Annotated in this window: 17 protein-coding genes; 11 read left to right on the top strand and 6 right to left on the bottom strand. The window is 71.3% G+C overall.

Annotated features, from left to right (window positions below; translation table 11 throughout):
- Positions 1-69 precede the first annotated feature (69 nt).
- Positions 70-3,468 carry a DUF4132 domain-containing protein gene (locus tag ABD466_RS00215; RefSeq protein WP_344654802.1) on the bottom strand — a complete coding sequence of 1,133 codons (3,399 nt, stop codon included), beginning with the start codon at positions 3,466-3,468 and terminating at the stop codon, positions 70-72.
- A 263-nt stretch (positions 3,469-3,731) separates the two neighbouring features.
- Here ABD466_RS00215 and ABD466_RS00210 point away from each other — a divergent pair, with 263 nt between their 5' ends.
- The 11 genes from ABD466_RS00210 (at position 3,732) to ABD466_RS00160 (ending at position 18,896) form a co-directional block, all read left to right on the top strand.
- The gene (locus tag ABD466_RS00210) at positions 3,732-4,115 is read left to right on the top strand and encodes a hypothetical protein (RefSeq protein ID WP_344654801.1); all 384 of its coding nucleotides are present in this window, start codon (positions 3,732-3,734) and stop codon (positions 4,113-4,115) included.
- Between the two features lie 348 nt (positions 4,116-4,463).
- Complete coding sequence (gene pstC, locus ABD466_RS00205) at positions 4,464-5,501, top strand: phosphate ABC transporter permease subunit PstC (protein WP_425558509.1); 1,038 nt, start codon at positions 4,464-4,466, stop codon at positions 5,499-5,501.
- Between the two features lies 1 nt (position 5,502).
- Positions 5,503-6,705 carry a PstA family ABC transporter permease gene (locus tag ABD466_RS00200; RefSeq protein ID WP_344654800.1) on the top strand — a complete coding sequence of 401 codons (1,203 nt, stop codon included), beginning with the start codon at positions 5,503-5,505 and terminating at the stop codon, positions 6,703-6,705.
- Positions 6,702-8,717, top strand: a complete 2,016-nt coding sequence (locus ABD466_RS00195) for a substrate-binding domain-containing protein (RefSeq protein WP_344654799.1) — start codon at positions 6,702-6,704, stop codon at positions 8,715-8,717. Before ABD466_RS00200 ends, ABD466_RS00195 begins: the two co-directional genes overlap by 4 nt.
- Positions 8,714-11,434, top strand: a complete 2,721-nt coding sequence (locus tag ABD466_RS00190; RefSeq protein ID WP_344654798.1) for a hypothetical protein — start codon at positions 8,714-8,716, stop codon at positions 11,432-11,434. The genes ABD466_RS00195 and ABD466_RS00190 overlap by 4 nt, the downstream gene beginning before the upstream one ends.
- A gap of 7 nt (positions 11,435-11,441) precedes the next feature.
- Entirely contained in the window at positions 11,442-12,443 is a 1,002-nt protein-coding gene (locus tag ABD466_RS00185) for a hypothetical protein (protein ID WP_344654797.1), read from the top strand.
- 35 nt (positions 12,444-12,478) lie between these two features.
- Positions 12,479-14,065, top strand: coding sequence for an Ig-like domain repeat protein (locus ABD466_RS00180; protein WP_344654796.1), 1,587 nt, complete (start codon positions 12,479-12,481; stop codon positions 14,063-14,065).
- 186 nt (positions 14,066-14,251) lie between these two features.
- Positions 14,252-15,484 (top strand): WxL protein peptidoglycan domain-containing protein, encoded by a 1,233-nt coding sequence (locus ABD466_RS00175; RefSeq protein WP_344654795.1) that lies wholly within the window; start codon positions 14,252-14,254, stop codon positions 15,482-15,484.
- Entirely contained in the window at positions 15,481-16,542 is a 1,062-nt protein-coding gene (locus tag ABD466_RS00170; protein WP_344654794.1) for a sortase, read from the top strand. The genes ABD466_RS00175 and ABD466_RS00170 overlap by 4 nt, the downstream gene beginning before the upstream one ends.
- Before the next feature lie 9 nt (positions 16,543-16,551).
- Entirely contained in the window at positions 16,552-17,466 is a 915-nt protein-coding gene (locus ABD466_RS00165) for a phosphate ABC transporter ATP-binding protein (protein ID WP_344654793.1), read from the top strand.
- A gap of 323 nt (positions 17,467-17,789) precedes the next feature.
- Positions 17,790-18,896 (top strand): porin PorA family protein, encoded by a 1,107-nt coding sequence (locus ABD466_RS00160; protein WP_344654792.1) that lies wholly within the window; start codon positions 17,790-17,792, stop codon positions 18,894-18,896.
- Positions 18,897-19,045: 149 nt separating this feature from the next.
- On the opposite strand, the gene ABD466_RS00155 is transcribed toward ABD466_RS00160, so the two are convergent.
- The 5 genes from ABD466_RS00155 to ABD466_RS00135 form a co-directional block, all read right to left on the bottom strand.
- The gene (locus ABD466_RS00155) at positions 19,046-19,366 is read right to left on the bottom strand and encodes a DMT family transporter (protein WP_344654791.1); all 321 of its coding nucleotides are present in this window, start codon (positions 19,364-19,366) and stop codon (positions 19,046-19,048) included.
- Positions 19,367-19,426: 60 nt separating this feature from the next.
- Positions 19,427-19,762: a DMT family transporter gene (locus ABD466_RS00150; protein ID WP_344654790.1), complete on the bottom strand. Its 336-nt coding sequence runs from the start codon at positions 19,760-19,762 to the stop codon at positions 19,427-19,429.
- Positions 19,763-19,918: 156 nt separating this feature from the next.
- Positions 19,919-22,327, bottom strand: a complete 2,409-nt coding sequence (locus ABD466_RS00145; protein ID WP_344654789.1) for a lamin tail domain-containing protein — start codon at positions 22,325-22,327, stop codon at positions 19,919-19,921.
- A 135-nt stretch (positions 22,328-22,462) separates the two neighbouring features.
- Entirely contained in the window at positions 22,463-24,541 is a 2,079-nt protein-coding gene (locus ABD466_RS00140) for an AAA family ATPase (RefSeq protein ID WP_344654788.1), read from the bottom strand.
- A gap of 113 nt (positions 24,542-24,654) precedes the next feature.
- The gene (locus ABD466_RS00135; RefSeq protein WP_344654787.1) at positions 24,655-24,888 is read right to left on the bottom strand and encodes a hypothetical protein; all 234 of its coding nucleotides are present in this window, start codon (positions 24,886-24,888) and stop codon (positions 24,655-24,657) included.
- Between the last annotated feature and the right edge of the window lie 8 nt (positions 24,889-24,896).

The following is a 24,896-nucleotide window of genomic DNA, read 5'->3' as shown; positions in this document are numbered from 1 at the left end:
GTCGATGTCGATGTCGAGCGTCCCCAGCAACGCGAGTGCCTCGGCGCTCGCTGACACCGGGCGGTCGAACTACCTGGCTGTCACCTCGGTCAGGTCGCGCAGCAGCTCGGAGGCGGTGATGTCAGCGAGTGTTGCGAAAGTTCGGTAGTTCGTCCGGCCCGGGGAGTAGTCGTTGCCGGTGGGACTCTGATCGATGAAGACCGCTTCGAACTTCTGGATCTGGCCGAACTCGCTGACGTAGCCGGCGGCGATGCCGGGGTCGAGGTCTACGGTGACGGAACCGCCGTTCGGCAGCATCCGGTATATCCAGCGCTGGACTCCGGCGTCCAGGGGCATGCCTCGGTGCCAGCCGCGGCGCTCCATGCCCAGGACCTTGCCGATCGGGACCTCGATGCCGTGGAAGCGGGTCAGGTCGCTGGACGCCTTCTCCTCGTCGGTGAGGGTGTGGACGCTGCGGCCGAGTTGCGCGAACGGTTGCAGGATCTCGTAGTCGGCGAACATGTCGGCCCACGCGGGCAGGTCCTCGCCGAGGTGCAGGGGATGGGCGATGCCGACCGTGGCGTCGTCGGGGAGGTGGTATTCGTCGTCGGAGACGTCGGCCGAGCTCAGGTCCTCCGCGATGCGGAAGGCGGTGACGGGGCGCTCGTCTTCGAACGTGGCCCAGACCAGCCGGCGGACGATGTGGCGCAGCAGTGGGTGTCCGGTGAAGTACTCGGTGAACTCCTGTGTCGTCCAGCGCCGCTGGGTGACCATCGCGGTCTCGAAGCGGGCGATCTGGTCCGCGGCGAGGGTCCGGACGTCCTTCTTCAGGCCCGAGAAGCGCTGGTACGCCGCCGGGGCCAGTTCCGCGTCGTCCTTGGTCCCGGGCTTCGGCAGTGCCTTGAGCCGCTTACCGCTCTCGTCGGCGACGCAGGGCTTGAGCACCTCGTCGAAACCGACCGTGAACCGTCGCGGGCCGTAGTCCAGCAGCAGCGTTCCGGACGAGTCCAGACCGAGGTCGGGGACGAGCCGGTCGCCGAGCTGTTCGCTGGTGAGACCGAGGTTGTCGGCGATCTCGGTGATGCGCTGCGCCGCCTGCTCGCGGAGGCCCTTGAACGCGACCTTCTGCGAGATGCCGTACAGGTGCAGCAGCGCCGTGTTGCCGCCGATACCCGCCAGGATGTCCAGCCCCGCGACGGCGCGCTGGTGTCCGCTCTCTCCGGGCCACAGCCGGATCATCGGGGCCAGTTGCCGCACAGTGCTGTCGTCCCCGAACCAGCGCAGGGCCTCGAAGGCCCAGTTCTCCTTCGGCGGGTAGTCGGCGCCGCGCCAGTTCTCGAACAGCGCCCAGGCGAAGCCGGTGAGCGATGCGGGGTCGCAGATCTCCTTCGCCACCAGGACGCCGGCGTAGGGCTCGGCCGGTTTGGAGACCGCGAGCATGAGGGTCAAGTAGCCCACGGCCTGCGCGGGTAGTGCGCGCTGGCGACCCTTGAGCAGGACCTGCGGCAGCACACGGGTGTCGGCCCAGTCCGGCAGCGCCGGCATCGTGCGGGGCAGGGTCAGGGTGCCGTCGTCGGCGACGATCGCCGCGATCGCCTTCGCCGCCGCCTCGCCGTACTCGGCGGCCGCCTCGGCGATGTCGGGCGCGTAGCCGCGCGCGGCCAGGGTGCGCAGCGTCAGCTCGGCGGCGTTGCGCGCCTTGCCGGTCTTGCCCAGGGCGACTGGTATCAGGGTCCTGGCTGCCACGCCGGAGTGGCGAGCGAGCCAGGCCATCGCCCTCGGCCGCGCCGACTTCACCCGGCTCAGCCACTCGGCGGCCAGCAGCGCGGCCTCGGGCGCGGCGAACGGGGCGAGCAGGTCCGAACACGTCTTGGGCTGGCGCTGCGCGAGGTACAGCACCGGCGGCAACGCGTCGGCGCCGAAGCGGGCCACGAGGCCGCGGACCCAGGTCTCGGACTGCCACGAGTCGGGCTGCCAGAGGGCCAGCACCGGGCGGACCAGCTCCTCCGGCGCGTCGACGGCGAACATCGCGTCCTCGTACCATCGCGCCGAGGTGCCCGTGGCGATCTTTTTGGCGATCACCTCCCAGCTGTCCCGCTGAAGGCCGGCCCTCTCCTCGATCCGCCGGGACGCCCACTCCTCCTTCTCGCCTTCGCGCCAGGCCATGACCGTCTCCGTCGGCGCTGTCAGACCACTGATCACCACCGGCTTGGCCGGCTTGGCGCCGGCCGCCCACGGTGGGTCTACGAACAATGCCGGCAGCGACCGCGGATCGGCATCCGGGACACGCACGTTGGCGGCGAGCACTCCCTCGACCAGAGCGCGTGCGGTCGGAGCGAGGTTCGGCAGTTCATCCCGGACCAGGTCTTCGTCGGCCAGGACGTGGTGGCGCAGCATGGCGGCGGCGGCCAGCCCGCGGGGTGTTTCGTGGCGTGCGGCGTCGGCGAGCACCCGCAGCGCGCGGCGCGGGAAGTTCTTGGAGGCGGACAGGACCGCGGCCGTGAAGTTCTTCTTGTCGATGTTGTCGACGAGGAACTCGAAGGCCTCCGTGCTCGGCAGGCAGACGACGATGGCCAGCAGCTGCTGGCCGACGTCGGGGCCCGAGGAGAGGGACCAGCTGACCAGGATCGGCAGGAGCCCGGCGCCCAGGCTGTCGACAGCCGTCGCCAGGGCCCGGGGCTCTTGCAGGACCGACCACACGCTGACACTGCTCGCGGGGAAGGCGGCCACGTGGGCGTCAGTGGTGAGTGCGCAGAGCAGCAGCCACGGCGTCAGCGCGTCCTTGTGGTTCCAGACGAAGGCGGCGAGTTCCGCGTCCACCCAGTCGGCGTGCTCCGGCATGAGGAACGAGGTGAGCCCGTACTGGTGCCCCGTTGCGAGGTCCCGTGCCGGAAGGGATGCCCGATAGTCCGTGAGGATCTCGGTGGCCTGCGCGTAGTCCGCGTCGGACGCCGCCGCGAGATGCTGCCGTAGCCGGGCGGCGAGGGCGAAGCGGATCGCCGAGTCCTGAAGGAAGCCGTAGACGCCGCTCCGGCGGCGCAGGCACCGGTCACCGCGCCGGCCGGTCGCGAAACTGGCACATACTCCGACCCCGAACAGCTCCACCGCCGCCGCCGTGGCGAACGCGATGCCGCGGGCGCTGACCCAGACGTCGACGATGTTCGTGGGGTCGGTGTACTCACCGGTGGCCGGCGAGATCGCCACTGCGGCCTCGATGGCGGCGGCGATCGGGGTCGCCTCGGCGAGTCCGTCGGGCGACGTCCGGTAGGCCTCGACGAGGTCGGCTTGGCTGTCCACGTCGTCGAGGATCGTCGTGACGCGCGGGCCGTTCTCGGTCAACCAGCTCTCGTGGCGCGCGGCCGCGCGCGGGTCCAGAAGCGGTTCGTCGACGCTCCCGCCGCGGCGCGGGATGACGAGGAGCCGCAGCGGGGTGGGGAGCTCGCAGACGTCTTCCGGCGGTGAGGCGGTCACGGGGGTGGCGCCGGTCATCGATCACTCCTCGCGGGACGTCCGTTGGTAGGACGTGACTGTAGCGACGGTCGCCGACAGGGGTGACGGGAGTGCCCGGATGGGGCGAAAACGCCGCGAATCAGGGTCCGGCACGCGCGCCGTTCACCGGTGTCATGTCCGGCGTTAACGCAACCAGGGCCGCTCGGACGCGCCGTCCCCCGAAGTTCCTAGATGTCACTCTTCCGGGTGACATCGGGCTCGCGCGGCAGTACCGCTTGGGGAGTGTGAAGGAGCGGTCGGGTATGGCACGTGCACGCTACATCTGCCGGTCGTCCCGTCCGGGGCCGGCGCGGACCGGGGCGCCGCTGTGGCGCCTCGTCGGAGCGAACAACCGCGAGCTGGGGCGCGCCCCCGAGGCGGTCGCGGGCGAAGGGACCTGCTGCGAGGCGGTGCTGGCGCTGCAGGCGAAGCTGCCGGACGCCTCCGGGCGGGTGAAGCTGGCCGGGACGGCCAACACCTGGAGCTGGACCGTGGAGTGCGACGGCGAGTTGCTCGCCGTCTCCGGCCGCGCGTACCTGCGGCAGCGCGAGTGCCAGTACAGCCTGTGGCAGTTCCTCGCCGCCGCGGCCGTCGCCACCGTCGCCGCCTCCGCGGAGCATTCCGGTCCGCACTTGTGCGCCCAGTGATTCCGGCGTTCTGAACTGCGATTTCCGGGGCGCGTGTCACCGCAATTTTAAAGCTCCTTATAAAGAACGTGGCGAGAAACCGGCAGGAGATCCCCGCTCACTTCACGGTGAGTGATACATCGACGTCAGAAAGCTGATTTGGCGCCCTCGGCGCCCTCCGTTCATACGCACCATGTCCGGCCTTAACGCGGGAAGGGGCGGTTGGACGCGCCGGGCCGCGAGTTTTCTCATGGCCGGAGTGGTGGGAGATGCGATCCGGCTGAATCGGGCGAAGGGTATTGCGGTGATGGCAGAAGTCTGTTCTCTCGTCGGCCCCGCCGCGCGGGCGGACCGGTGAGCGGCGTGACGGTGGGATCGGCGGTCGCGACCGTCGTGGTCCCCGAGACGGCCGCCGTACCCGAGAACCGGGTGCGCCCGGCCCAGGTGCGGCCGCCGGCCGACAAGCTGTTCCGCGGCATGGCGCGCGGCAGCGGCTACGTGGTGCTCGCGCTGATGACCATGGTCGGAGTGTTCCTGAGCCTGCGGGCCCAGGACGCGCTGCGCGTCGACGGCTGGAAGTTCGTCACCACCCAGGCCTGGGAGCCGGAGTCGCACAACTTCGGTATCGCCGGCATCCTGACCGGCTCGGTGCTGATCGCGCTGACCGCGATCTTCTTCGCGCTGCCGCTGGCGCTGGGCACCGCGCTGTTCATCTCCGAGTACGCGCCGCCGCGGCTGAAGAAGGCGCTGATCGCCCTCATCGACCTCATGGCCGCCATCCCCAGCGTGGTGTTCGGCCTGTGGGGGTTCTTCTTCTTCGAGCACGCCTCGGTCGGCGCCACGCACTGGATGTCCGACTACCTCGGCTGGATCCCGCTGCTGCACCTGCGGGTGGACACCGGGGAGGCCGACGCCGGCAACCCGCTGGCCTCGAACTCGTACTACACCGGGTCGACGTTCATCGCCGGCGTGGTGGTGGCGCTGATGGTGACGCCGATCGCCTGCTCGGTGATGCGGGAGGCGTTCTCCCAGGCGCCGCTCGGCGAGCGCGAGGGCGCCTACGCCCTGGGCGCCACCCGCTGGGGCATGGTGCGCAACGTCGTCCTGCCGTTCGGCCGCGGCGGCGTCATCGGCGGCACGATGCTCGGCCTGGGGCGCGCGCTCGGCGAGACCATCGCGGTCTACATGGTGATCTCGCTGACCTTCCGGATCCAGGGCCACATCCTCGGCAAGGGCGCCAGTTCGGTGTCGTCGGTGATCGCTCAGCGCTACGGGTCCTCCTCGCACTTCGCCATCTCCGCGCTGATGGCCGCCGGGCTGGCGCTGTTCCTGATGACGCTGGCCGTGAACTTCGGGGCCAGCATGATCGTGGCGCGCAGCCGGTCCGGCGCCGAGAGCGAGGCCTGAGATGTCCGCCGCTCCGAGCACCGTCGTGACCGCCCCGGCCACCACCGCGACCGCCCCGGCCACCACCGCGACCGCCCCGGCCGCCACCCCGGCGGCCACCACCGTGGTCGCGCCGGTCGAACCCGCCCTGGCCGCCACGCCCGAGCCTCGCCGCCGCGTCCACGCCATCCTCCGGGAGGACGTCTTCGCCCTGGTCGGCTCGCTGATCGCCGCGGTCGCCACGACCGCCGTCATCTTCGTCTGGCTCGCGCCGTTCGACAACCCGGTCGGGTTCGTCCTGTGCGCGTACGTCCTGTTCCTGCTCATCTACCGGATCACGCTCAGCCAGGACCACGACCGGCCGGCGGTGCGCGACCGGATGGTCGCCGCGGTGGTGGCCAGCCTGGCCCTCGTGCTGCTCGGCACGATGGCGCACGTCGTCGGCTTCGCGCTGGTCAACGGCCGGCGCGCGCTGCCGCACTGGAACTTCTACTCGCAGGACATCCACCTGACCGCGCCGCAGGACCCGCTGACCAAGGGCGGCATCGAGCACGCCGTCGTCGGCACCCTGATCGAGATCAGCATCGCGCTGGCGATCACGGTGCCGCTCGGCGTGCTCACCGCGGTGATGCTGAACGAGATCCCGGGCCGGGTCTCCCGCCTGGTGCGGACCATCACCGAGGCGGCGACCGCGCTGCCCTCGATCGTGGCCGGCCTGTTCATCTACGCCACGCTGCTGGTGCCGTTCGGCCACCGGACGTCCGGCGTGCTGCACCCCGGCGGCCTGGCCGCGGCCATCGCGATCAGCGTGATGATGCTCCCGATCATCATCCGGGCCTCCGACGTGGTGCTGCGCCTGACCCCCGGCTCGCTCAAGGAGGCGTCCTACGCCCTGGGCGCCGGCCAGTGGTCCACGGTCTGGCGGGTCACGCTGCCCACCGCGCGCTCCGGCCTGACCACCGCGGTCATCCTCGGCACCGCCCGCGGCCTGGGCGAGACCTCCCCGGTCCTGCTCTGCGCCGGACTGGCCAGGAACACCAACTGGGACCCCACCCACGACCCGATGACCTCGCTGCCCCTGTTCGTGTTCAACGCGGTCCGCTCGCCGGAACCGGGGATGATCGCGCGCGGGTACGGCGCGGCCGCGGTCCTGCTCGTCATCGTCCTCGTCCTCTTCACCACCGCACGCCTGCTGGCTCGCCGGAACAGGAGCCTGACTTCATGAGAAGCCCGCTGACCCGCCGCTTGGCCGCGGTCCTGATGGCCGCCGCGGCCGCCGTGCTGCCGGCGGCGGCCCCGAGCCCGGCGCACGCCGACTCCTACGTCCCGATCAGCGGCGACGGCTCCAGCTGGAGCGGGAACGCGATGTCGCAGTGGCAGGCCGACGTGGCCGCCAACAAGAACATGACGGTGAACTACCCCGGCAACGGCTCCAGCGCCGGCCGGACCGCGTTCGCGGCCGGCAGCGTCGACTTCGCGGTCTCGGAGATCCCGTACGGCGTCAAGGACAACGGCGCGATCGACTACCCACCGGCCGGCCGGCCGCTGAAGTACCTGCCGATCGTGGCCGGCGGCACCGCGTTCATGTACCACCTGGACTCCGGCGGCAAGCGCATCACCAACCTGCGGCTGGACGACACCACGATCGCCAAGATCTTCACCGGCAACCTGACGTTCTGGGACGACAAGGAGATCAAGAACGAGAACCCGGGCATCGCGCTGCCGCACCGGGAGATCGTCCCGGTGGTCCGCTCGGACGGCTCCGGCACCACCGCGCAGCTGACGACGTGGTTCGACACCCAGGAGAACCTGCGGGGGACTTGGGCGGCGTACTGCCAGGCCAACGGCCGCGTGCTGGAGAACGGCCGGTGCGGGACGACGTCGACGTACCCGGTCCCCGGCAACAAGTTCCTGGCCCTCAACGGTTCCATCGGCGTCTCGGGCTACGTGGCCTCGGACCCCGGCGAGGGCGCGATCACCTACGTCGAGTACTCCTACGCCCAGAACAAGGGCTTCCCGGTCGCCAAGGTGCTCAACAAGTCCGGGTACTACATCGCGCCGAGCGCGCTGAACGTGGCCGTGGCGCTGACCAGCGTGACCATCGACAAGACCACCCTGCTCCAGAAGCTGGACGGCGTCTACAACTCGACGGACGCCCGCGCCTACCCGCTGTCCAGCTACAGCTACATGATCGTGCCGACGACGACGGCGTCCCCGATGACCGTGCAGAAGGGGCGTGCGCTCGGGGACTTCATCCAGTACTTCCTGTGCCAGGGCCAGCAGAAGGTGGACCTGCTCGGCTACTCGCCCCTGCCGGTCAACCTGGTGAACGCCGGACTGGACGTGGTGAAGGCGATCCCGGGCGCGAACGTGACCACGACCGCCAGCTCCTGCAACAACCCGACGGTGTCCTCCGACGGCGGCAACAAGCTCGCGGAGATCGCCCCGCAGCCGGCGTCCTGTGACAAGGCGGGCCCGAGCCAGTGCGGCCCGGACGGGAAGACCGCGGTGCCCGGCGGCGGGACGAGCGGCGGCTCCAGCGGCGGCTCCAGCGGCGGCTCGTCCGGCGGCACTTCCGGCGGGACGACCGGCGGCAAGAGCACGAGCGGCGGCACCACCGGCGGCAAGAGCGGCACCACCAGCGGGGGCACCGGAACCACAGGAGGCAGTTCCGGCGGTGCCAACGGCGGGACGACCGGCGGCGCCGCGGGCGGCACCGCCGGCGGGCTCAGCCCGACCGCGACCGCGAGCGACCTCACCGGCGGCACGACCGGCGGCAGCGGTGCCGACCCGGACACCGGGGCGAACAACGGCTCCAGCGGTGGGAGCAACGGCGGGTCCGGCTCGCAGCCCGTCGCCGATCCGTTGGTGCTCGGCGCCGGGATCAGCGGCGGGTTCCAGACGGTGCTGATGGTGCTCGCCGTCGTGCTGCTGCTCCTGATGATCGCCGTGCCGCCGATCATGTCGCGACGGCTCGCGCGGACCGCTGCGGCTGCGGGCGGCGGTGGGGGCTCGATTCCTAGTCCGGCACCGAGTCCGGCGTCGAGTCCGGTATCGGCTCCGGCTTCCGGCGCTGACATCGACACGAAGAAGGACACCGCCACCGCCACCGACACCGCCACCGCCACCGAAACAGCCGAGGACCCGAAGGCGGAAACGGTCACGATCACGGACCCCGGCACGGATCCCGGCGCGGACTCGCAATCGCACCCGGCTTCGGATCGGAGCGATTCGTGAAGCAGCGCCAACGGGGAGTTCCGGCCGGGACTGTGTCGGCCGAGGCCGCGCCGGCCGGGACTGTGTCGGCCGAGGCCGCGCCGGCCGGGACTGTGTCCGCGCCGCCGGCCCGCGCCCGCGCGGCCACCCGCCGCGGCGCCGCGCGCACCATCGGCACCCGGCTCCGGATCGTGGTCGGCGCCGCGTGCATGCTGGTCGGCCTGACCGGGCTGGCCGCGCCGATGATGAGCGGCCCGGTGCACGCCGAGGACGCGGGGTCGGCGGTGACCGTGCACGGCACCGGCGAGTTCGCGGACCTGACGATCACCGTCGGCCAGACCCGGGACCTGGTCGACCAGCGGATCCATGTGAGCTGGACCGGTGCGAAGCCGACGCTGTTCAAGGGCTCGGACTTCGCCGCCGACTTCCTGCAGGTCATGCAGTGCTGGGGCGACCCGGTGAAGGGGCCGGACCGGACCCAGTGCCAGTTCGGCGTGCTCAACGACAACCGGAACGCCTCCCTGGTGCCGGACACCCGGCGCCTGGACGGCCAGTACGCGCCGGTCACGCCGGATCCGATCAAGGCCGACAACGTCCCGTTCCTCGGGGCGGACGGCACGGTCGCGACGGTCTACAACGTGCCGGCGGGCGCCCCGGACTCGACCACGTCGTTCACCCAGCTCTTCGACCGGCAGTCCACGAACGAGGTCGCCTACGTGCAGTCGGCCAGCGACGGGACCGGCCAGCTCGACTTCGAGACCGAGTCCGCCCAGGAGGCCCCGCATCTGGGGTGCGGCAACGCGTCGATGGTGGACGCCCAGGGCCGGCCCTACGCCTGCTTCCTGGTCATCGTCCCGCGCGGCAGCACGGAGATCGACGGCAAGCCCTTCGACAAGTTCCCGGACCACCCGGAGAAGGAACTGGTCAGCTCGCCGCTGGCGGCCTCGAACTGGGCGAACCACATCACCGTGCCGCTCACCTTCCAGCCGCAGACCGACGCCTGCCCGCCGGGGCAGAAGACCTACGCGATCGCCGGCAGCGAGCAGATGGCCGAGGCCATGCGGCTGTGGGCGCCGCAGGCCTGCCACGTCACCGGCGCCGACTACAACCTGATCCGGCTCTCCGACGACCAGGCGCGGTCGGTGCTGACCGCACCGGACCCCGGGCTGTCGTTCGTCGGCCGCGCGCTGTCCGCCGGCGACACCCCGCCGGGCGCACCGGTGGTCTACGCCCCGGTGGCGTTGTCCGGGCTCACCATCTCCTACGAGCTCGACCAGTTCGCCGACTTCAACGCCGACCCCTCGGTCCGGGTGCACGACGGCACGCCGCTGACCGGGATGAAGCTGACGCCCAAACTGGTCGCCAAGCTGCTGACCCAGTCGTACCAGAACGGCGTCAGCGTCCACGCCCCGGAGATGCAGACCGGCGGCGTGATGGCGGACAACCCGGTCGACCTGACCTTCGACCCCGAGTTCCAGGCGCTCAACCCGCAGTTCAAGGGCCTGACGTTCAGCCTGTGGATCAGCGACAGCGTCATCACCCCGACCAGTGGCGCCGACGCCGTCGCCGAGCTGTGGTCGTGGATCAACCGGGACAAGGACGCCCGGGCCTTCCTGGACGGCGTGCGGGACAAGGGCGCGGACGGCAAGCCCGGCATGGTGGTGAACCCGGCCTACAAGGGCATCGCGCTGCCGATCTCGCAGTTCCCTAAGCAGGACCCGTACTGCTACGTCCCGTCGCCGGACACCAAACCGCCGTCGCCCGAGCTGTGCGCGCCGGACCAGCACCCGTGGGCCCCGTCGATGCTGGCCGCGGCCCGCGGCATCGCCCGCGGCAACAACCTGGCGAAGATCAACTGGAACGCGACCAGCAACCCGCCCGGCTGGGAGGGAAACCTCCAGAACACCGGCCAGCACTCCCTGATGGGTGTCGTCGACACCGCGTCCGCCCAGCGCTTCGGCCTGCAGACGGCGCTGCTGCAGAACGCCTCCGGCGCGTTCGTCGCTCCGGACGAGGCCGGGCTGACCGCGGCGACGACCGACATGACGACCGTCGACAGCATCCCGCTCCCGGACCAGAGGTCGAAGAACCCCGCCGCCTACCCGCTGGCGCACCTGACCTACGCGGCCACTGTGCCCTCCCGCCTGACCAAGGAGGAGGGCGCGGCGTACGCCGACTTCCTCTTCTACGCGGTCTCCGCGGGGCAGGTCCCCGGCGCCTCGGTCGGCAAGCTCGCGCCCGGCTATGTCACGCTGCCGCCCTCCCTGGGCCACGCCGCGAACGTCGCGATCGACGCCATCCGGGCGCAGGCCGGGACCGGCGTCCCCGGGCCCGCCGGGTCCAGCACCGGCGGCGCCTCGGCGAGCGGGCCGGGCCAGGTGATCAACATCGTGATCCCGGGCAGCACCGGCTCGCGCGCGACCGGCACGAGCGGCACCGGGTCGTCCGAGCCGGCCGGCGGGTCGGCCGGCGGTGCCCCGGGCGGCAACCCGCCCGGCACGCCGGCCGGCACCGGGCCCGCGCAGGCCACCGGGGGCGTCATCACGCCCAAGCCGAAGCCCTCCAGCACGCCCGTGCCGCCGAGCCTCACGCCGGCGAACAAGCTCGGAGCGGTCCGCATGACCTTGCTGGTCCTGCTGGTCGCCGGGGGCGCGCTGATCCTGGCCGGGCCCGCGCTGCGGTCCTGGGCCACCAAGATCCCACGCCGGGCGATCCCGTCCGGCGTGCATCTCGAATGAGAGGGAAATGAGTACCGTGACGAGGAAGCGCTACCTCATCGCCGCGGTGGCCCTGGGTCTGGCTACCGCCGCGATCAGTGTGTCCGCGGCGACCGCCGACCCGTCGGGCGCCCCGACGCCCCGCGCGCTCAACGGCGTGGGTTCGGACACCGTTCAGGGTGTGGAGAACGCCCTGGCCAACGCCATCACCGACGGCAGCGGCACCAAGCTGCTCGGCTCCTGGGACGCCACCGGCTCGGCGACGATCACCACGGTGCCCGGCAACGCCGCGTGCACCATCACCCGGCCGAACGGCTCCAACGCCGGCCGCAACGCCCTGGAGAACTCGCTGCAGGCGAACGACGGCTGCCTGCAGTACGCCCGCTCCTCCAGCCTGAACCTGACCTCCGCGGCGCCGGTCCCGCTGACCTACGTGCCGTTCGCGATCGACGCGGTGACCTACGCGGTCACCTCGGGGAGCAACGTCCCGCGGCAGCTCGCCCTGACCGACGTCAAGGCGATCTACCACTGCGACCCGAACTACGTCGGCACCGCGCCGAACTACTCCCTCAAGGTCCTGCTGCCGCAGGCCGGCTCCGGGACCCGCAGCTTCTGGGAGTCCACCGTCGGCATCACCGACGCCGACGTGGTCGCCGGCAAGTACGCCTGCATCTCCGACAAGTTCAACGGCCAGCCGATCGAGGAGCACGACGGCCGGGTCCTGGACAACAACTCGATCGCCCCGTTCTCGATCGCGCAGTACATCGCGCAGTCCTCGAACACCATCACCGACCACCGCGGCCAGGCCGTGCTGGGCACGATCGACGGCCTGACGCCGACGGTCGAGAACGGCAACTTCGGCGTGACCCGCGAGGTCTACAACGTGATCCCGACCTCGAAGGTCGGCGACCCGCAGTACGCGTCGGTCTTCGTCGGCCCGAGCAGCAAGGTCTGCACCAACGTCACGATCCTCAACCAGTACGGGTTCGCCACCGACCCGAACTGCGGCAGCACCGCCAGCCACACCTGATCCGCCGACCGATTCCGAAGGGAACCGAAACCCCAGTGAACACCGTCCTGAAGCGCATGGCGACGTTCGGCACCATGAGTGCCGTCGCCCTGGGCGCCGCGCTGCTGGCGGCCCCGGCCGCCAACGCCGCCGCGACCGGCTCGCTGACGTTCACGCCCAGCTCGGGCAACGACCAGACGCTCTTCAACGTCACCACGTCCGCGGCCTGCGCCGGCGGCACCAACATCCAGGAGTACATCAGCGGCGGCAACTTCGCCGCGATGACCGGCATCTCGCCGAACACCCCGCAGTCGCAGTTCCAGACCGACCCGGCCTCCGGCGGCCTGGTGCTGAACAACATCGCCGGCAACCTGGCCACCCTGGCCCAGAACGCGGGCGTCCAGCTCACCGTCGGCACCTACACGTTCGACGCGATCTGCAAGAACGCCTTCGGCGCGACGGTCTTCAGCGACTTCCAGAGCACGATCAACGTCACCTCGGTGAGCCCGGTCGCCTGGTCCGCCGCCCCGGTCGGCCACGCCACCACCACCGCCGTGACCGCCACCCCGGCCTCGCCGCAGAACGTGGGCACCTCGGTGACCTTCACCGCGGCCGTGACCGTGGACAACGGCACCACCGCCACCGGCTCGGTGCAGTTCTCCGACAACGGCACCGCGATCGGCTCGCCGGTCACGCTGGTCAACGGCAGCGCGCCGTTCACCACCAACGCGCTGACCGTCGGCACGCACGCCATCACCGCCCGCTACACCCCGGACGCCGCGTCCTCGGGCGACCAGGGTTCGAACTCGTCCGCGCTGTCCTACGTGATCCAGGGCGTCAAGCAGAACACGACGACCGCCCTGGCCGTCAGCCCCTCCGGCACCGCCACGCAGAACACGCCGGTCACCCTGACCGCGACCGTCCTGCCGAACACCGCCGCGGGCAAGGTCCAGTTCACCGACAACGGCCTGCCGGTCGGCGCCCCGGTGACCGTCGTCAACGGCTCCGCCGTGCTGACCAGCAGCACCTTCACGGTCGGCGCGCACTCCTTCGCCGCGGCGTTCACCGCCACGGACCCGACGGCCTTCGGCGACTCGGCCACCGCCACGCCGCTGGCGTACCAGGTGACCGCGCCCGCCTCGCAGGCGACCGGTTCGGAGACCATCTCCACCACCGTCACCCCGGGTTCGCTGACCATCAGCGTCCCGGACAGCCAGGTGACCCTGCCGTCGCCGGTGCTGAACAACAACGGTGACATGTTCACCACCTCGGGCGCGCTGAAGCCGGTGACCATCACCGACAACCGCGCGGGCAACCCGGGCTGGACCCTGTCCGGCCAGGTCTCGGACTTCTCCGACGGTGCCACCCACGGCATCAACGGCGAGAACCTGGGCTGGTCGCCGAACGTGGTGGACCACTCCACCGCGCAGACCCTGACCCTGGGCCAGGTCGTGAACCCGGCGAACGGCGTCCCGATGTCCGACGTCAACGCCAACGGCCTCAAGGGCTCGCAGGCCCTGGCCTCGGCCGCGGCCGGCGCCGGCCTGGGCACCGCGCACCTCGCCGCGGGCCTCGCGCTGAACGTCCCCACCACCACCGTCGCCGGCACCTACGTGGCGACCCTCACCCTGACCGCGATCTGACCTTCCAGGATCGCGGTCTCCTGACGGCCGGAGCGTGCGCTGTCAACGCGGTTCGCTGAATCGCGGACGCCGACAGGCCGTCGCGCAAGGAGAGAGAAGGTCAGCCGGGCACTGCTATTGCTCGGCTGACCCCTCCTCACCATACAAACACCAACCCGAGAAACACCTTAGGAACAGGAGGGCGAAGTGGCTTCCCGGATCACCACTCTTCTCACGGCGGCGGGCCTGGCCGTCCTGGTCCCGCTCAGCACCGCGTCCGCGGCTCCGGCCTCGGCGGCTCCGGCGACCCGGGCTCCGGCACCGGCCGTCGCACCGTTGTCCGCCGCCGCGCACGCCGGCACCGCCACCTTCGGGATCCAGCCCAAGCCCAACCCGGGCGAGCGCGCGGCGTTCAGCTACAACGCCAACGCCGGCGCGAGCGTGCGCGACACCGTCGTGGTGTCCAACTTCGGCGACCAGCCGCTGACCCTGCACGTGTACGCCAACGACGCGATCAACACCAGCGACGGCGGGTTCGACCTGCGCCCCGGCGCCGAGGGCCCGAAGGACGCCGGCGGCTGGGTGAAGTTCGACGACACCAAGGCGTTCCAGGTGGTGCCGCCGAAGTCCAAGCTGGAGTTGCCGTTCACGCTCTCGGTGCCGGCCAATGCCACGCCCGGCGACCACGCCGCGGGCATCGTGGCCTCGCTGACCATGCCCAGCACCGACGCCAAGGGCCAGCGGGTCACCGTCGAGCAGCGCGTCGGCAGCCGCATCTACCTGCGGGTGGCCGGCGACCTGAAGGCGCAGCTGTCCGTGACGCACCCGGTCGCGACCTACCACGGCACCTGGAACCCGATCGGGTCCGGGTCGGCCGACATCACGTACCTGATCACGAACACCGGCAACGTGCGGCTCGGCGCCGCGCAGTCGGTGCACGTCACCACGCCGTTCGGCGGCACCGTGCGCGCCACCGGGCTGAAGGACTTCGAGCAGCTCCTCCCCGGCAACTCGGTGCGGGTGACCACCAAGGTCTCCGGCGTCTTCCCGGCGTTCAGCGCCACCGCGCACATCGACGTGGACCCCAAGGCGCTGCCCGGCGACCTGGACCCGAAGGCGATCGGGACCTCGGGGACGGCCGGCATGACCCCGATCCCGTGGTCCCAGCTCGGGCTGCTCCTGATGGTCGCGGGGCTCGTGGCCCTGCGGTTCCGAAGCCGGCGGCGGGCCCGGCTCGTGGCGGCCGGCGTGACGCCGCCGGTGAACAAGGCCGCTGCGAAGTCCGCCGCCGCGCGGGCGCAGAAGGCCGCGAAGGAGGCCGCCGCGAAGGAAGCCGCCGCCGAGGAGGCCGCCGCGAAGGACGGCGCCGACGCCGGCGACTCCGAGAATTCTGACGCGACCGAGGCCGAGCCGGTGGCGGAGAAGGCTGCGAAGGCGTGAGCGCTCCGACCACCGAGACGCCGGTCGAGGCCGACCCCTGGGCCGCCCCCGAGGACCCGCCCCCGCCTCCGGGCCGCCGCCTGTGGCGCGTCTGGAAACAGGCGAACGGCAACGAGACCGTACGCCGGGTCGCGGCGTTGGAGTCCGGCGGGCTGATCGGCCTGGCCGGCTACCTCTCCCTCAAGCGGCTGTACATCACGCTGCGCGACTCCAAGCGCCGTTCCTCGCTGCTCGGCGTCGGCACAGCCTTGACCATCCTCGGCGCCCTGATGGTCGGCTTCCTCGCCGACGCCACGGTGGTCGGACGGCTGCGCCACGACCGCGACCGGCAGACCGCGTACGCCTCGCTGCGCTACAACCTGGCCAACGGCACCACCCCGACCGGCGCCTACGACATCGACGGCAAGCCGGTGCGGGAGGGCACGCCGATGGCGCTGCTGGAGATCCCCAGCATCGGCCTGCGCGAGGTGGTCCGGTACGGCACCACGCCCGGGGACCTGATGAGCGGGCCCGGCCTGCGCCGCGACACGGTGCTGCCCGGCCAGGCCGGCGGCAGCGTCATCATGGCCCGGCGCGCGCTCTACGGCGGCCCGTTCCAGTACCTCGACCAGTTGCAGACCGGGATCCAGTTCAAGGTGACCACCGGCCAGGGCGAGAGCACGTTCAAGGTGGTGGACGTCCGGCGGCCCGGTGACCCGATCCCGCCGCAGTTCCTGGCCGCCCCGTCGCGGCTGGTGCTGGTCACCACCTCCGGGAACCCGTATCTGCCGGAGGACCTGCTGCGCGTGGACGCCGTGCTGGTCGACGACGCGAACGTGCTGCCGACCGGTTCGGTGAGCAAGCCGCAGCCCGGTGACGAGGCGCTGTCCACCGACCGCTCGGCGTGGGTGCCGCTGGTGCTGTGGGGCCAGGCGCTCGTACTGGCCGCGATCGCCGTGACCTGGCTGCGCGGACGGTGGGGCGGGCGCCAGGCCTGGCTGGTCGGCAGCCCGCTCCTGCTGGCCCTGGGCCTGGCCGTCGCCGACACCGCCGCCCGCCTCCTGCCCAACGTGATGTAGGGAACGAACATGCCCGAGCAGATCCTGTCCCCGATGGCGCCGGCGTCGCAGCTGGACGACACCATGCGGCTCGAGCCCGCGGCCGAGCCGCCGCACCCGCACCCGCCGGTGCCCCGATCGGCGCGCGCGCCCCGGTCGAGCCCGCCGGCCGGCGGCCACCTGCACGCCGAGGCGATCTCGGCGTGGTTCGGCGAGCGCAAGGTGCTGGACCGTGTGTCGCTGGACATGCCGCCGGGCGCGGTGACCGCCCTGATCGGCCCGTCCGGCTGCGGCAAGTCCACGTTCCTGCGGATCCTGAACCGCATGCACGAGCTGGTGCCGAAGGCGACCCTGGCCGGCCGCGTGCTGCTCGACGGCACCGACGTCTACGACCCGCAGCGCCGGCTGACCGAGGCCCGCGCCGCGATCGGCATGGTGTTCCAGAAGCCGAACCCGTTCCCGGCCATGTCGATCTACGACAACGTGGTGGCCGGCCTGAAGCTCACCGGCCGCCGCGCCGGCCGGGCGGAGAAGGACCAGCTGGTCGAGGAGTCGCTGACCCGGGCCGGCCTGTGGCGCGAGGTCAGCGGCCGGCTGGACCAGCCCGGCGGCGCGCTGTCCGGCGGTCAGCAGCAGCGGCTGTGCATCGCGCGCTCCCTGGCGGTGCGTCCGCGCGTGCTGCTGATGGACGAGCCCTGTTCGGCCCTGGACCCCACCTCGACGCGCCGCATCGAGGAGACCATCGGCGAGCTCGCGGACGACGTGACGATCGTGATCGTCACGCACAACATGCAGCAGGCCGCGCGCGTCTCCGACCAGTGCGCGTTCTTCCTGGCCGAGCAGGGGACGCCGGGCCGGATCGTGGAGTACGGGCCGACCGGCGCGATGTTCGAGAACCCGCAGGACCAGCGGACGTCGGACTACGTGAACGGCCGCTTCGGGTAGGCGCGAGGCGATGGCGACCAGGTGCTCGGGCATGTGCCTGATCTTCCGCGACGGGTGCGCGGGAGAGAGACGGGCGGCGGCGAAGACCGCGAAGGTCGCGAAGGCTGCGAAGGCCGGGGGACGGGGAGAGCGGGGGAGCGGGGAGAGCTTCAGGACCATGAGGCTCTCCGGGTGGTGATTCCGCTGTCGCGCAGCGTTTCCCACCGCTTTGTGTAGCCTTCGCCCCCGCGGAAAACACGAGACCTTCTCATAACCGTTGACAGCTGCGGTGGGTGGCGCTTGAGTCTGCGCATGATGCGAACCGACAGTGCAGGTGGCGCTTGATGCGCAAAGCAGCCATCGCCCTCACGGCGGGCGCCGTCGTCTGCGCGGCCGCGGCCGCCTACATCCGCTTCGTCATGGTTCCGGACGCCGAACAGGTGCAGTCCGACACCCACACCGTGAACCACTACACCGGCACCGCGAGCTTCCTGGACCCGAAGGCGCTGGCGTCCGGCGACCTGGCGCACGTCTTCTCGAAGGACGTGCCGTTCACCGCGGTCGAGGACTTCAGGACGGCGTCGCTGCACGGCGGCACTGCGGTGCTCACCGACGCGACCACGACCGCCGGTCCGGCCGCGCCGGCTCTGGGCGACTCGACCGTGACCTGGGCGGTGGATCGCAAGACTCTGATGCCAGCCGCCGCGCCGTCGGGAACGACGGCGGTGGAGCACAAGGGTCTCTCGGTCGGCTTCCCGTTCGCGCCGAAGGCCCGTGACTACCCGTATTGGGATGGGGGGACCGGGAAGCAGGCCACGGCGAAGTACGTGCGCACCGAGCAGCACGCCGGACGTACGGCCTACGTGTACACGGTCGACGTCACAGGCGCCTTGGCCGACAAGGGCATCCAGGCGAAGGTTCCGCAGTCGGTGCCGTCCGAGGTGCTGAAGAGCCTGGCCGCGACCCTGGCGCCGGACCAGGCCGGGGCGCTGTCACTGCTGCTGCCCAAGGACGGCGGGGATGTGCCGCTGACCTACTCGTCGACGACCAAGGGCACGATGTGGGTCGACAAGTTCGACGGCACAACGCTCGACGCCGACAACCAGCAGACGGTGACGGCGCAGCTGAAGTCTCCGCTCGGCGAGGTGCCGCTTACCGCGGTGCTGGATGTGCACACGAAGTACTCGCCGCAGGGCGTTGCGGACTCGGTGAAGCAGTCGAAGGACAACCAGTCGCGGATGCTGTGGGAAGGCGACGTCGCCCCGGGGGCGTTGGCGGTGGTCGCGCTGGGCCTTCTGGCCGGCGCGGTGCTGGTGTGGCGGCGGGGTGGTGCTGCTGCGGTTCCGGCTGCGGCGGATGGTCCGCCTGGGACTGACGGTCCGGCTGCCGCTGACAGCCCGGCCGTCGAAGAGGCCGAAACCGACGAGGAAGCGGGCTCCGAGTCTGAATGACTGGAGGTCCGGGCCGATCGCCTCGGCCCGGACCTCGCTGAGGCGGCGGGTCAATGGACGATGTCTTGAACGGCGACTACTCCGAGGACGACGAGGACTGGGACGAGGACGCCTAGGCCGGGGGCGACGGCCTGTCGGTCCGCTATCCGTTATGCGCTACTGGCCAGGCGCAGCAGGAGTGCTCCGGCGATGATCGCGGCGAAGGAGATCAGCTTCGGGAGTGTGATCCTCTCCTTGTAGATCAGGGCGCTGAACGTCACGGTGCCGATCGAGCCGATGCCGGTCCAGATGGTGTAGCCGACTCCGACGTCGAGGGTGCGGAGCGCCAAGCTCAGTGTGTAGATGCCGCCCGCCGCGGCGAGCAGGGTGAGGACTGAGGGCCAGAGGCGCGTGAAGCCGTTGGTGGCGTTGGTGCCTAGGGCGAAGGCCACTTCGAAGACGGCGGCGATCATCAGGTAGAGCCAGGGCATGGGTGCTCCTCGGTGGTGCTGGTGTGTATGTGTATGCGAGCTGAGAGCTGTTGGCAGCGCCTAGGCGCGCGCGGCGGACAGCTTGTCGGCGATCTTCAGGCCCAGGACTCCGCCGATGATGAGGACGAAGGCCGCCGCCTTGGCGGGCGTGACCGCCTCGTGGAACACCACTGAACCGAACGTCACGGTGCCGACCGAACCGATGCCGGTCCAGACCGTGTAGCCGACGCCGACGTCGAGGGATTTCAGGGCCAGGCTCAGGAAGAAGATGCCGCCCGCGGCGGCGCCGGCGGTCAGGAGCGAGGGGCCGAGTTCGGTGAAGCCGTGGGTGGCGTTCATCGCGAGGGCGAACACGACCTCGAAGACGGAGGCTATGAGCAGGTAGGTCCAGGCCATGGGTGGCTCCTCGACATCGTTGCATGTACGTGCAAGTTCTTCTCGCGTAAGATCTTGCATGTGCAAGTACCTGGCTGTCAAGGAACGGCGCGGTGCCGGTAACGGCGCGGCCGCGCGGTGCCGGAGCACCGCGCGGCCGCCTTGCCGGGAAGAGGCTCAGACCTTGAACCGCACCACTTGCGGGTCGTGGTCGCTGGCCTGGTCGGAGAACTCGGAGTTGACGTGGACGACCTGGTAGCTCAGGTCCTTGATGCCCTTGGTGACCAGGATGTGGTCCAGGACCTGGGAGACACCGTCGTACACGTACGTGTACTGCTGGTCGGTGGGGAGAGTGCTGATCAGGTCGGTCAAGATCGCGGGGCCGGTGCCGTCGGAGGTGCCGGTACGGAGGGAGTTCAGGGCCGGGCTGAACTGGTAGTCGTTGAGGTCGCCGAGGACGACGATGTCGGCCTTCTTGTCGGCGTCGAGGAGCTTCTGGACGAAGTCGTGTTCGACCTGGGCCTGGCCGGAGCGCTGGAGGGCCGAGGACTGGGCCGGGTACTGGAAGCGGCCGTCCTGGTTCTGGTCGCCGAGCTTGGCGTCGAAGTGGTTGGCGATGACGAAGACGTCGTGGCCGCGGAAGGAGAACTCGCCGACCAGGGGCTTGCGGCTGGAGGTCCAGACCGGGTTGCCCGGGTCGATGCGGCCGGGGGAGAGGGTGAGGGCCGGGTCGCCGTGCTTGGTCACGACCTGGGTGCCGGTGGTGGTGCGGTCGGCGTCCGCGGCGCCGGCGTCGACGAAGGACACCCGGGCCGGGTTGTAGAGGAACACCGTGCGGATGTTGCCGCCGGGCTGGCCGCCGTCCTTGTCGTTGGCCGGGTCGATCTCGCGCCAGGCGTACTGGGGGCCGCCCGCCGCGACGATGGCGGCGGTGAGCTTGGTCAGGGTCTGGTCGGCGGCGACGGTGCCGTCGTCGGTGGCGCCGCTGTTGTCCTGGACCTCTTCCAGGGACACGACGTCCGGGGTGGCGAGGTTGGTTACGATGCCGGAGCCGAGGCGCTGGTACTTGGCGTCGGAGTCCGACGGGGCCAGGTTCTCGACGTTGTAGGTGGCGACCGACAGTTCCTTGGCCGGGTCCGCGTCGGCGACCACGGGAGCCAGGTGGTTGTTCTGGACCGTGCCGAGGGTGGAGGCCGCGATCAGGAAGCCGCCGTACTGGGAGTAGTCCAGCGGGCCGACGGTGGCGCCGGTGAGGACGTCGCCGACGTTCACGTGCGGGTTGGTGCCGTCGGCGGCGACCACTTCGAGGCGACCGGACGGGGTCTTGTTCTCGCCGAGCAGTTCGGTGCCGCCGCGGTAGGTGGCGGCCTCGGTCGGCTTGACGGTCACGTACTGCTCACCGTACTTGTCCGACGGGCCGACCACGCGGGCGTCGTCCGCCTCGACCCGCATGCCCTGGATCGAGCGGTAGAAGTCGAGGGCGGAGCGGGTCGGCGTGACCGGGGTGCCCTCGATGTTCGCGCCGCCGAGGTCCGGTGCGTAGACGGCGGGGACGTCGGCCGCGGACAGCACGATCGGCGCGGGCAGCGGGTTGCCGCTGCTGACCTTGGTGACGGTCGCGGAGCCGATCTCGGTCACCGACAGGTTCGAGGTGGTGGCCACGGTGTCGCCGCCGGCGAGCGGGTAGTAGGCCTGTGCCTTGCCGGAAACCAGCACCGAGTCGCCGACCGCGACGGTCGGGGCGGAGCCGGTGAAGACGAACAGGCCCTCGCTGGTCGCCGGGTTGGCGTCCGGCGTCGGGTCCTGGATCCAGAAGCCCTTCGAGCCGCTGGTGCGGACCGCGGTCACGACGCCGGGGACGTTGGTCACCGCCTGGCCGTTCACGGGTGAGACCCAGCCGGCGCCCTGGATGTCGTGGATGCGCAGGGGGCCGGGCTCGGGGGTGCCGCCGGTGCCGGAACCGCCGGGGGTGGGCGTCGGGCTGCCGGCGGTGAAGTCGGCGCCGTTCTGGTCGGTGTCGGTCCCGGAGGCGTTGCGGGCGACCGAGGTGCTGTTGGTCGCGGCCGGGGCGTCGGCGGTGCCCTCGTGGATCACGGCGGTGCCATAGCCGACCAGGTCCTTGATGCCGGCGTCGGCCGCGCAGTCCGCGGCGGTCTTGCAGGTGAGCGCGGTCTGGGAGGTGACCAGCGCGACGGTCCCGGCGGTGCCGCTGAGGTTGATGGCGCCGGTCGCGTCGGGCGTCGGCAGGTCGGCGGTGCCGCCGGTGCCGGCCGCCTCACCGATCAGGTAGGTCGCGCCCGGGGCGATCGTCCCGGACAGGTTGGTGACCTGCCACGTGGTGCCGGCCCCCGGCGAGGCCGAGATGTACTGGACCGACCAGGAAGCCAGCGAAACCGGCGTGGTGCCGTTGTTCCGCAGCTCGATGAAGTCGTTCTTCAGGGTGGCGCCGGAGTTGCCGCCGCCACCGTAGACCTCGTTCACGACGACGTCGGTGGACACCGTCGCCTGCGCGGACGGAAGCGCGAGCAGCGCGGCGACCGTGCTGGCGGATACCGCCGCAGCGGTCAGTGCACGAGTCCTGGACACGGATTCTCCTCGTCAGGGTTCTGGGTGGTACCGGCCGGAGCCAAAGGCACAGTGTTGGGCATCTTCGCGAACTGACACCATCCAGGACAAGGACAACAGGTGCTGATGTGGGGTCGTCCGTTTGCAAGTTCTTCCTTAACGGACCTCAGGTGCGGTTGAGGAAACATCCCCGAGCGCCCGCGAGGCGCCGGCCAGGACTTCGTGGGCTCGGGCGCGGGCCAGGTCCTCGCCGACCGCCTCGGCGGCTGCTATCGCCAGGAGGGCGGACTCGCGGGCGCGGGCGGGTGCCCCGGCGGCCAGCTGGGCCTGCGCGAGGCGGTAGCGGAAGACGGGCTCGCCGTCGGCGAGGGAGGGGTCGCCCGCGGCGTCGGCGAGGCATTCCTGTTGTTCGAGCTCGGCTTCTGCGAAGCGGCCCCGGGCGTAAAGGAGGTCGCCGAGGGCCGAGCGGGCCGTCGCCAGGCCGCGGCGTTCGCCGATCTCGATCATGCCGGTGACCGCGGCGCGGAGTTCCGACTCGGCTTCCGTCCAGTGCTCCAGACCGCGGTGGGCCTCGGCGAGGAGCATGCGGCTCCAGGCGGCCATGGGGCGGTCGCCGGTGGCGGCGGCGAGCTCGGCGACGCGGCCCGCGACGGTCACGGCGCGGTCGTACTCGCGGACCGACACGGCCGAGTCGGCGGCCTGCAACAGGATGCAGCTCAGCAACCCGGCGCATTCGGCGCCCGCGGCGGCGCACGCTCCTTCGCCCAGGGCTCCGTAACGTGCTGATTCCTCGTACCGCTGTGTGAAATTCAGAGTCTGGGTCAGGGCGTAGCACAGCCACGCGCGTGCCACCTGGTCGTCGACCCGATCGGCCCTCGATAACAGCGCCCTGAGTGATGGCTCGGCCTCCAGCCACCGCACTGTCGGCGCCAGATAGGCCGATGACGCCACCGCCAACTGCGCCGCCCGCACCAGGGTGCCGGGGAAGTCGGCAGCCTGACGAAGCACGGCGGCGATCCCGGCGTACTCGGCGGCGAACCAGTCGAACGCGTCCGAGGGATGCGCGAAGTCCCCGCCGAACGTGGAGGAGCGGGGGAGCTTCCCGGTCAGCATGTCGCCCGGCATCAGCCGCTCATACGCCGCGACCGCCCCGCCCCGCAGATACTCGACCGCCGCCGTCATCGCCCGCCCGACGGGGACGTCGTCGGAATCTCCCGTCGTGCCTCGCGCGTAGCGCCGTACCAAGTCGTGATACGCATACCGGCCCGGCTGCGGCGAGGCCAGCAACCCGAGGTCGACCAGGCCTTCCAGCAGATCTTCGGCCTCGACCGCCGAACACCGCAGTACGGCGGCCGCCAGTCCCGGTCCGAAGTCCGGCACGTCGGGGACCGCGCAGGCCCGGAACGCCCGCCGCTGTCCCGCGTCCAGGTGCCGGTGGCTCACCTCGAACGCCGCCTCGACCGACTCCCCGTCGGAGCGCAGCATCCGCAGTGAGCGCCGGGCGTCGGCCAGCCGCTCCACCATCGTCGCCACCGTCCACGCGGGCCGGGCCACCAGGCGCGAGCCCGCGATCCGCAGTGCCAGCGGCAGGTGCCCGCACTCGCGGGCGAGCTCGGCCAGCGCTTCCGGTTCGGCCGACGCCCGCTCCGGGCCGATCAGGCCGCCGAGCAGCAGGGCCGACTCCTCGGGGCGCAGGCAGTCCAGGAGCCGGACATCCGCGCCGGCCAGGCCGAAGGCCCGGTTGCGGCTGGTGATCAGGGCCGCGCAGCCGCCGGTGCCGGGCAGGAGCGGCCGCACGTGCTCGGCGTCGACGGCGTCGTCCAGGACCATCAGGACCCGGGAATCAGCGATCGAGGACCGGAACAGCGCCGCGCGTTCGGCCGCCTCGGCCGGGATCCGGGCCGGATCGACGCCCAGCGCCCTGAGGAACGCGCCCAGGACCGGGCCCGGGTCGGCTGAGTCGGCTGAGTCGGCTGAGTCGGCTGAGTCGGCTGAGCCGCCGGATCCGCGCAGGTCCACATACAGCCGACCGTCCGGATAACGCGCGGCGACCCGGTGCGCGACGTGCAGGGCCAGCGCCGACTTGCCGATCCCGGCCATTCCGGTCAGCAGCACGATCGGCGGGGCCAGACCGGCCGGCCGGGTCAGAGCCTCGGTCAGCGCGGCCACGTCCTCGGCCCGGCCGGTGAAATCGGGGATGTCCGGGGGGAGCCACGCAGGCGCTGCCGGTGCCATATGCGGAGGATAACCCCGCGCCGATCAACGCCGCCGGGCCCGCCCGGCCCGTCCGCCCGGTGTGGCGGGCGGCGGCGCGGACGGGCCCGATGCCCCCTCGAGACAACGTGCGGTTACAAGCGGATGCCCCCGCACACCGAAGCCGGTGCCACCGCCTGCCACGGCCCGTGCGGCAGCTGCCGCACGTGCACCTGCTCGATACCCCGCCCCCCGGGGCCGGCCCAGGTGCACTGGCCGAAGTACTCCGCGTCGCCGCGGGTCGCGAAGCCGTCCTGGACCGACCGTTCATCCCCGTCGGCCCGGATGAACTCGACGGCCCAGTTCTCCGACTGCGGTGTCGTCAACACGGCGAGTC

Origin of the sequence: Catenulispora subtropica (genome assembly GCF_039531675.1) — a bacterium.
Lineage (GTDB): Bacteria > Actinomycetota > Actinomycetes > Streptomycetales > Catenulisporaceae > Catenulispora > Catenulispora subtropica.
Note: the sequence above shows the minus strand (reverse complement) of the source record. Positions and strands in the feature narration are given on the sequence as shown.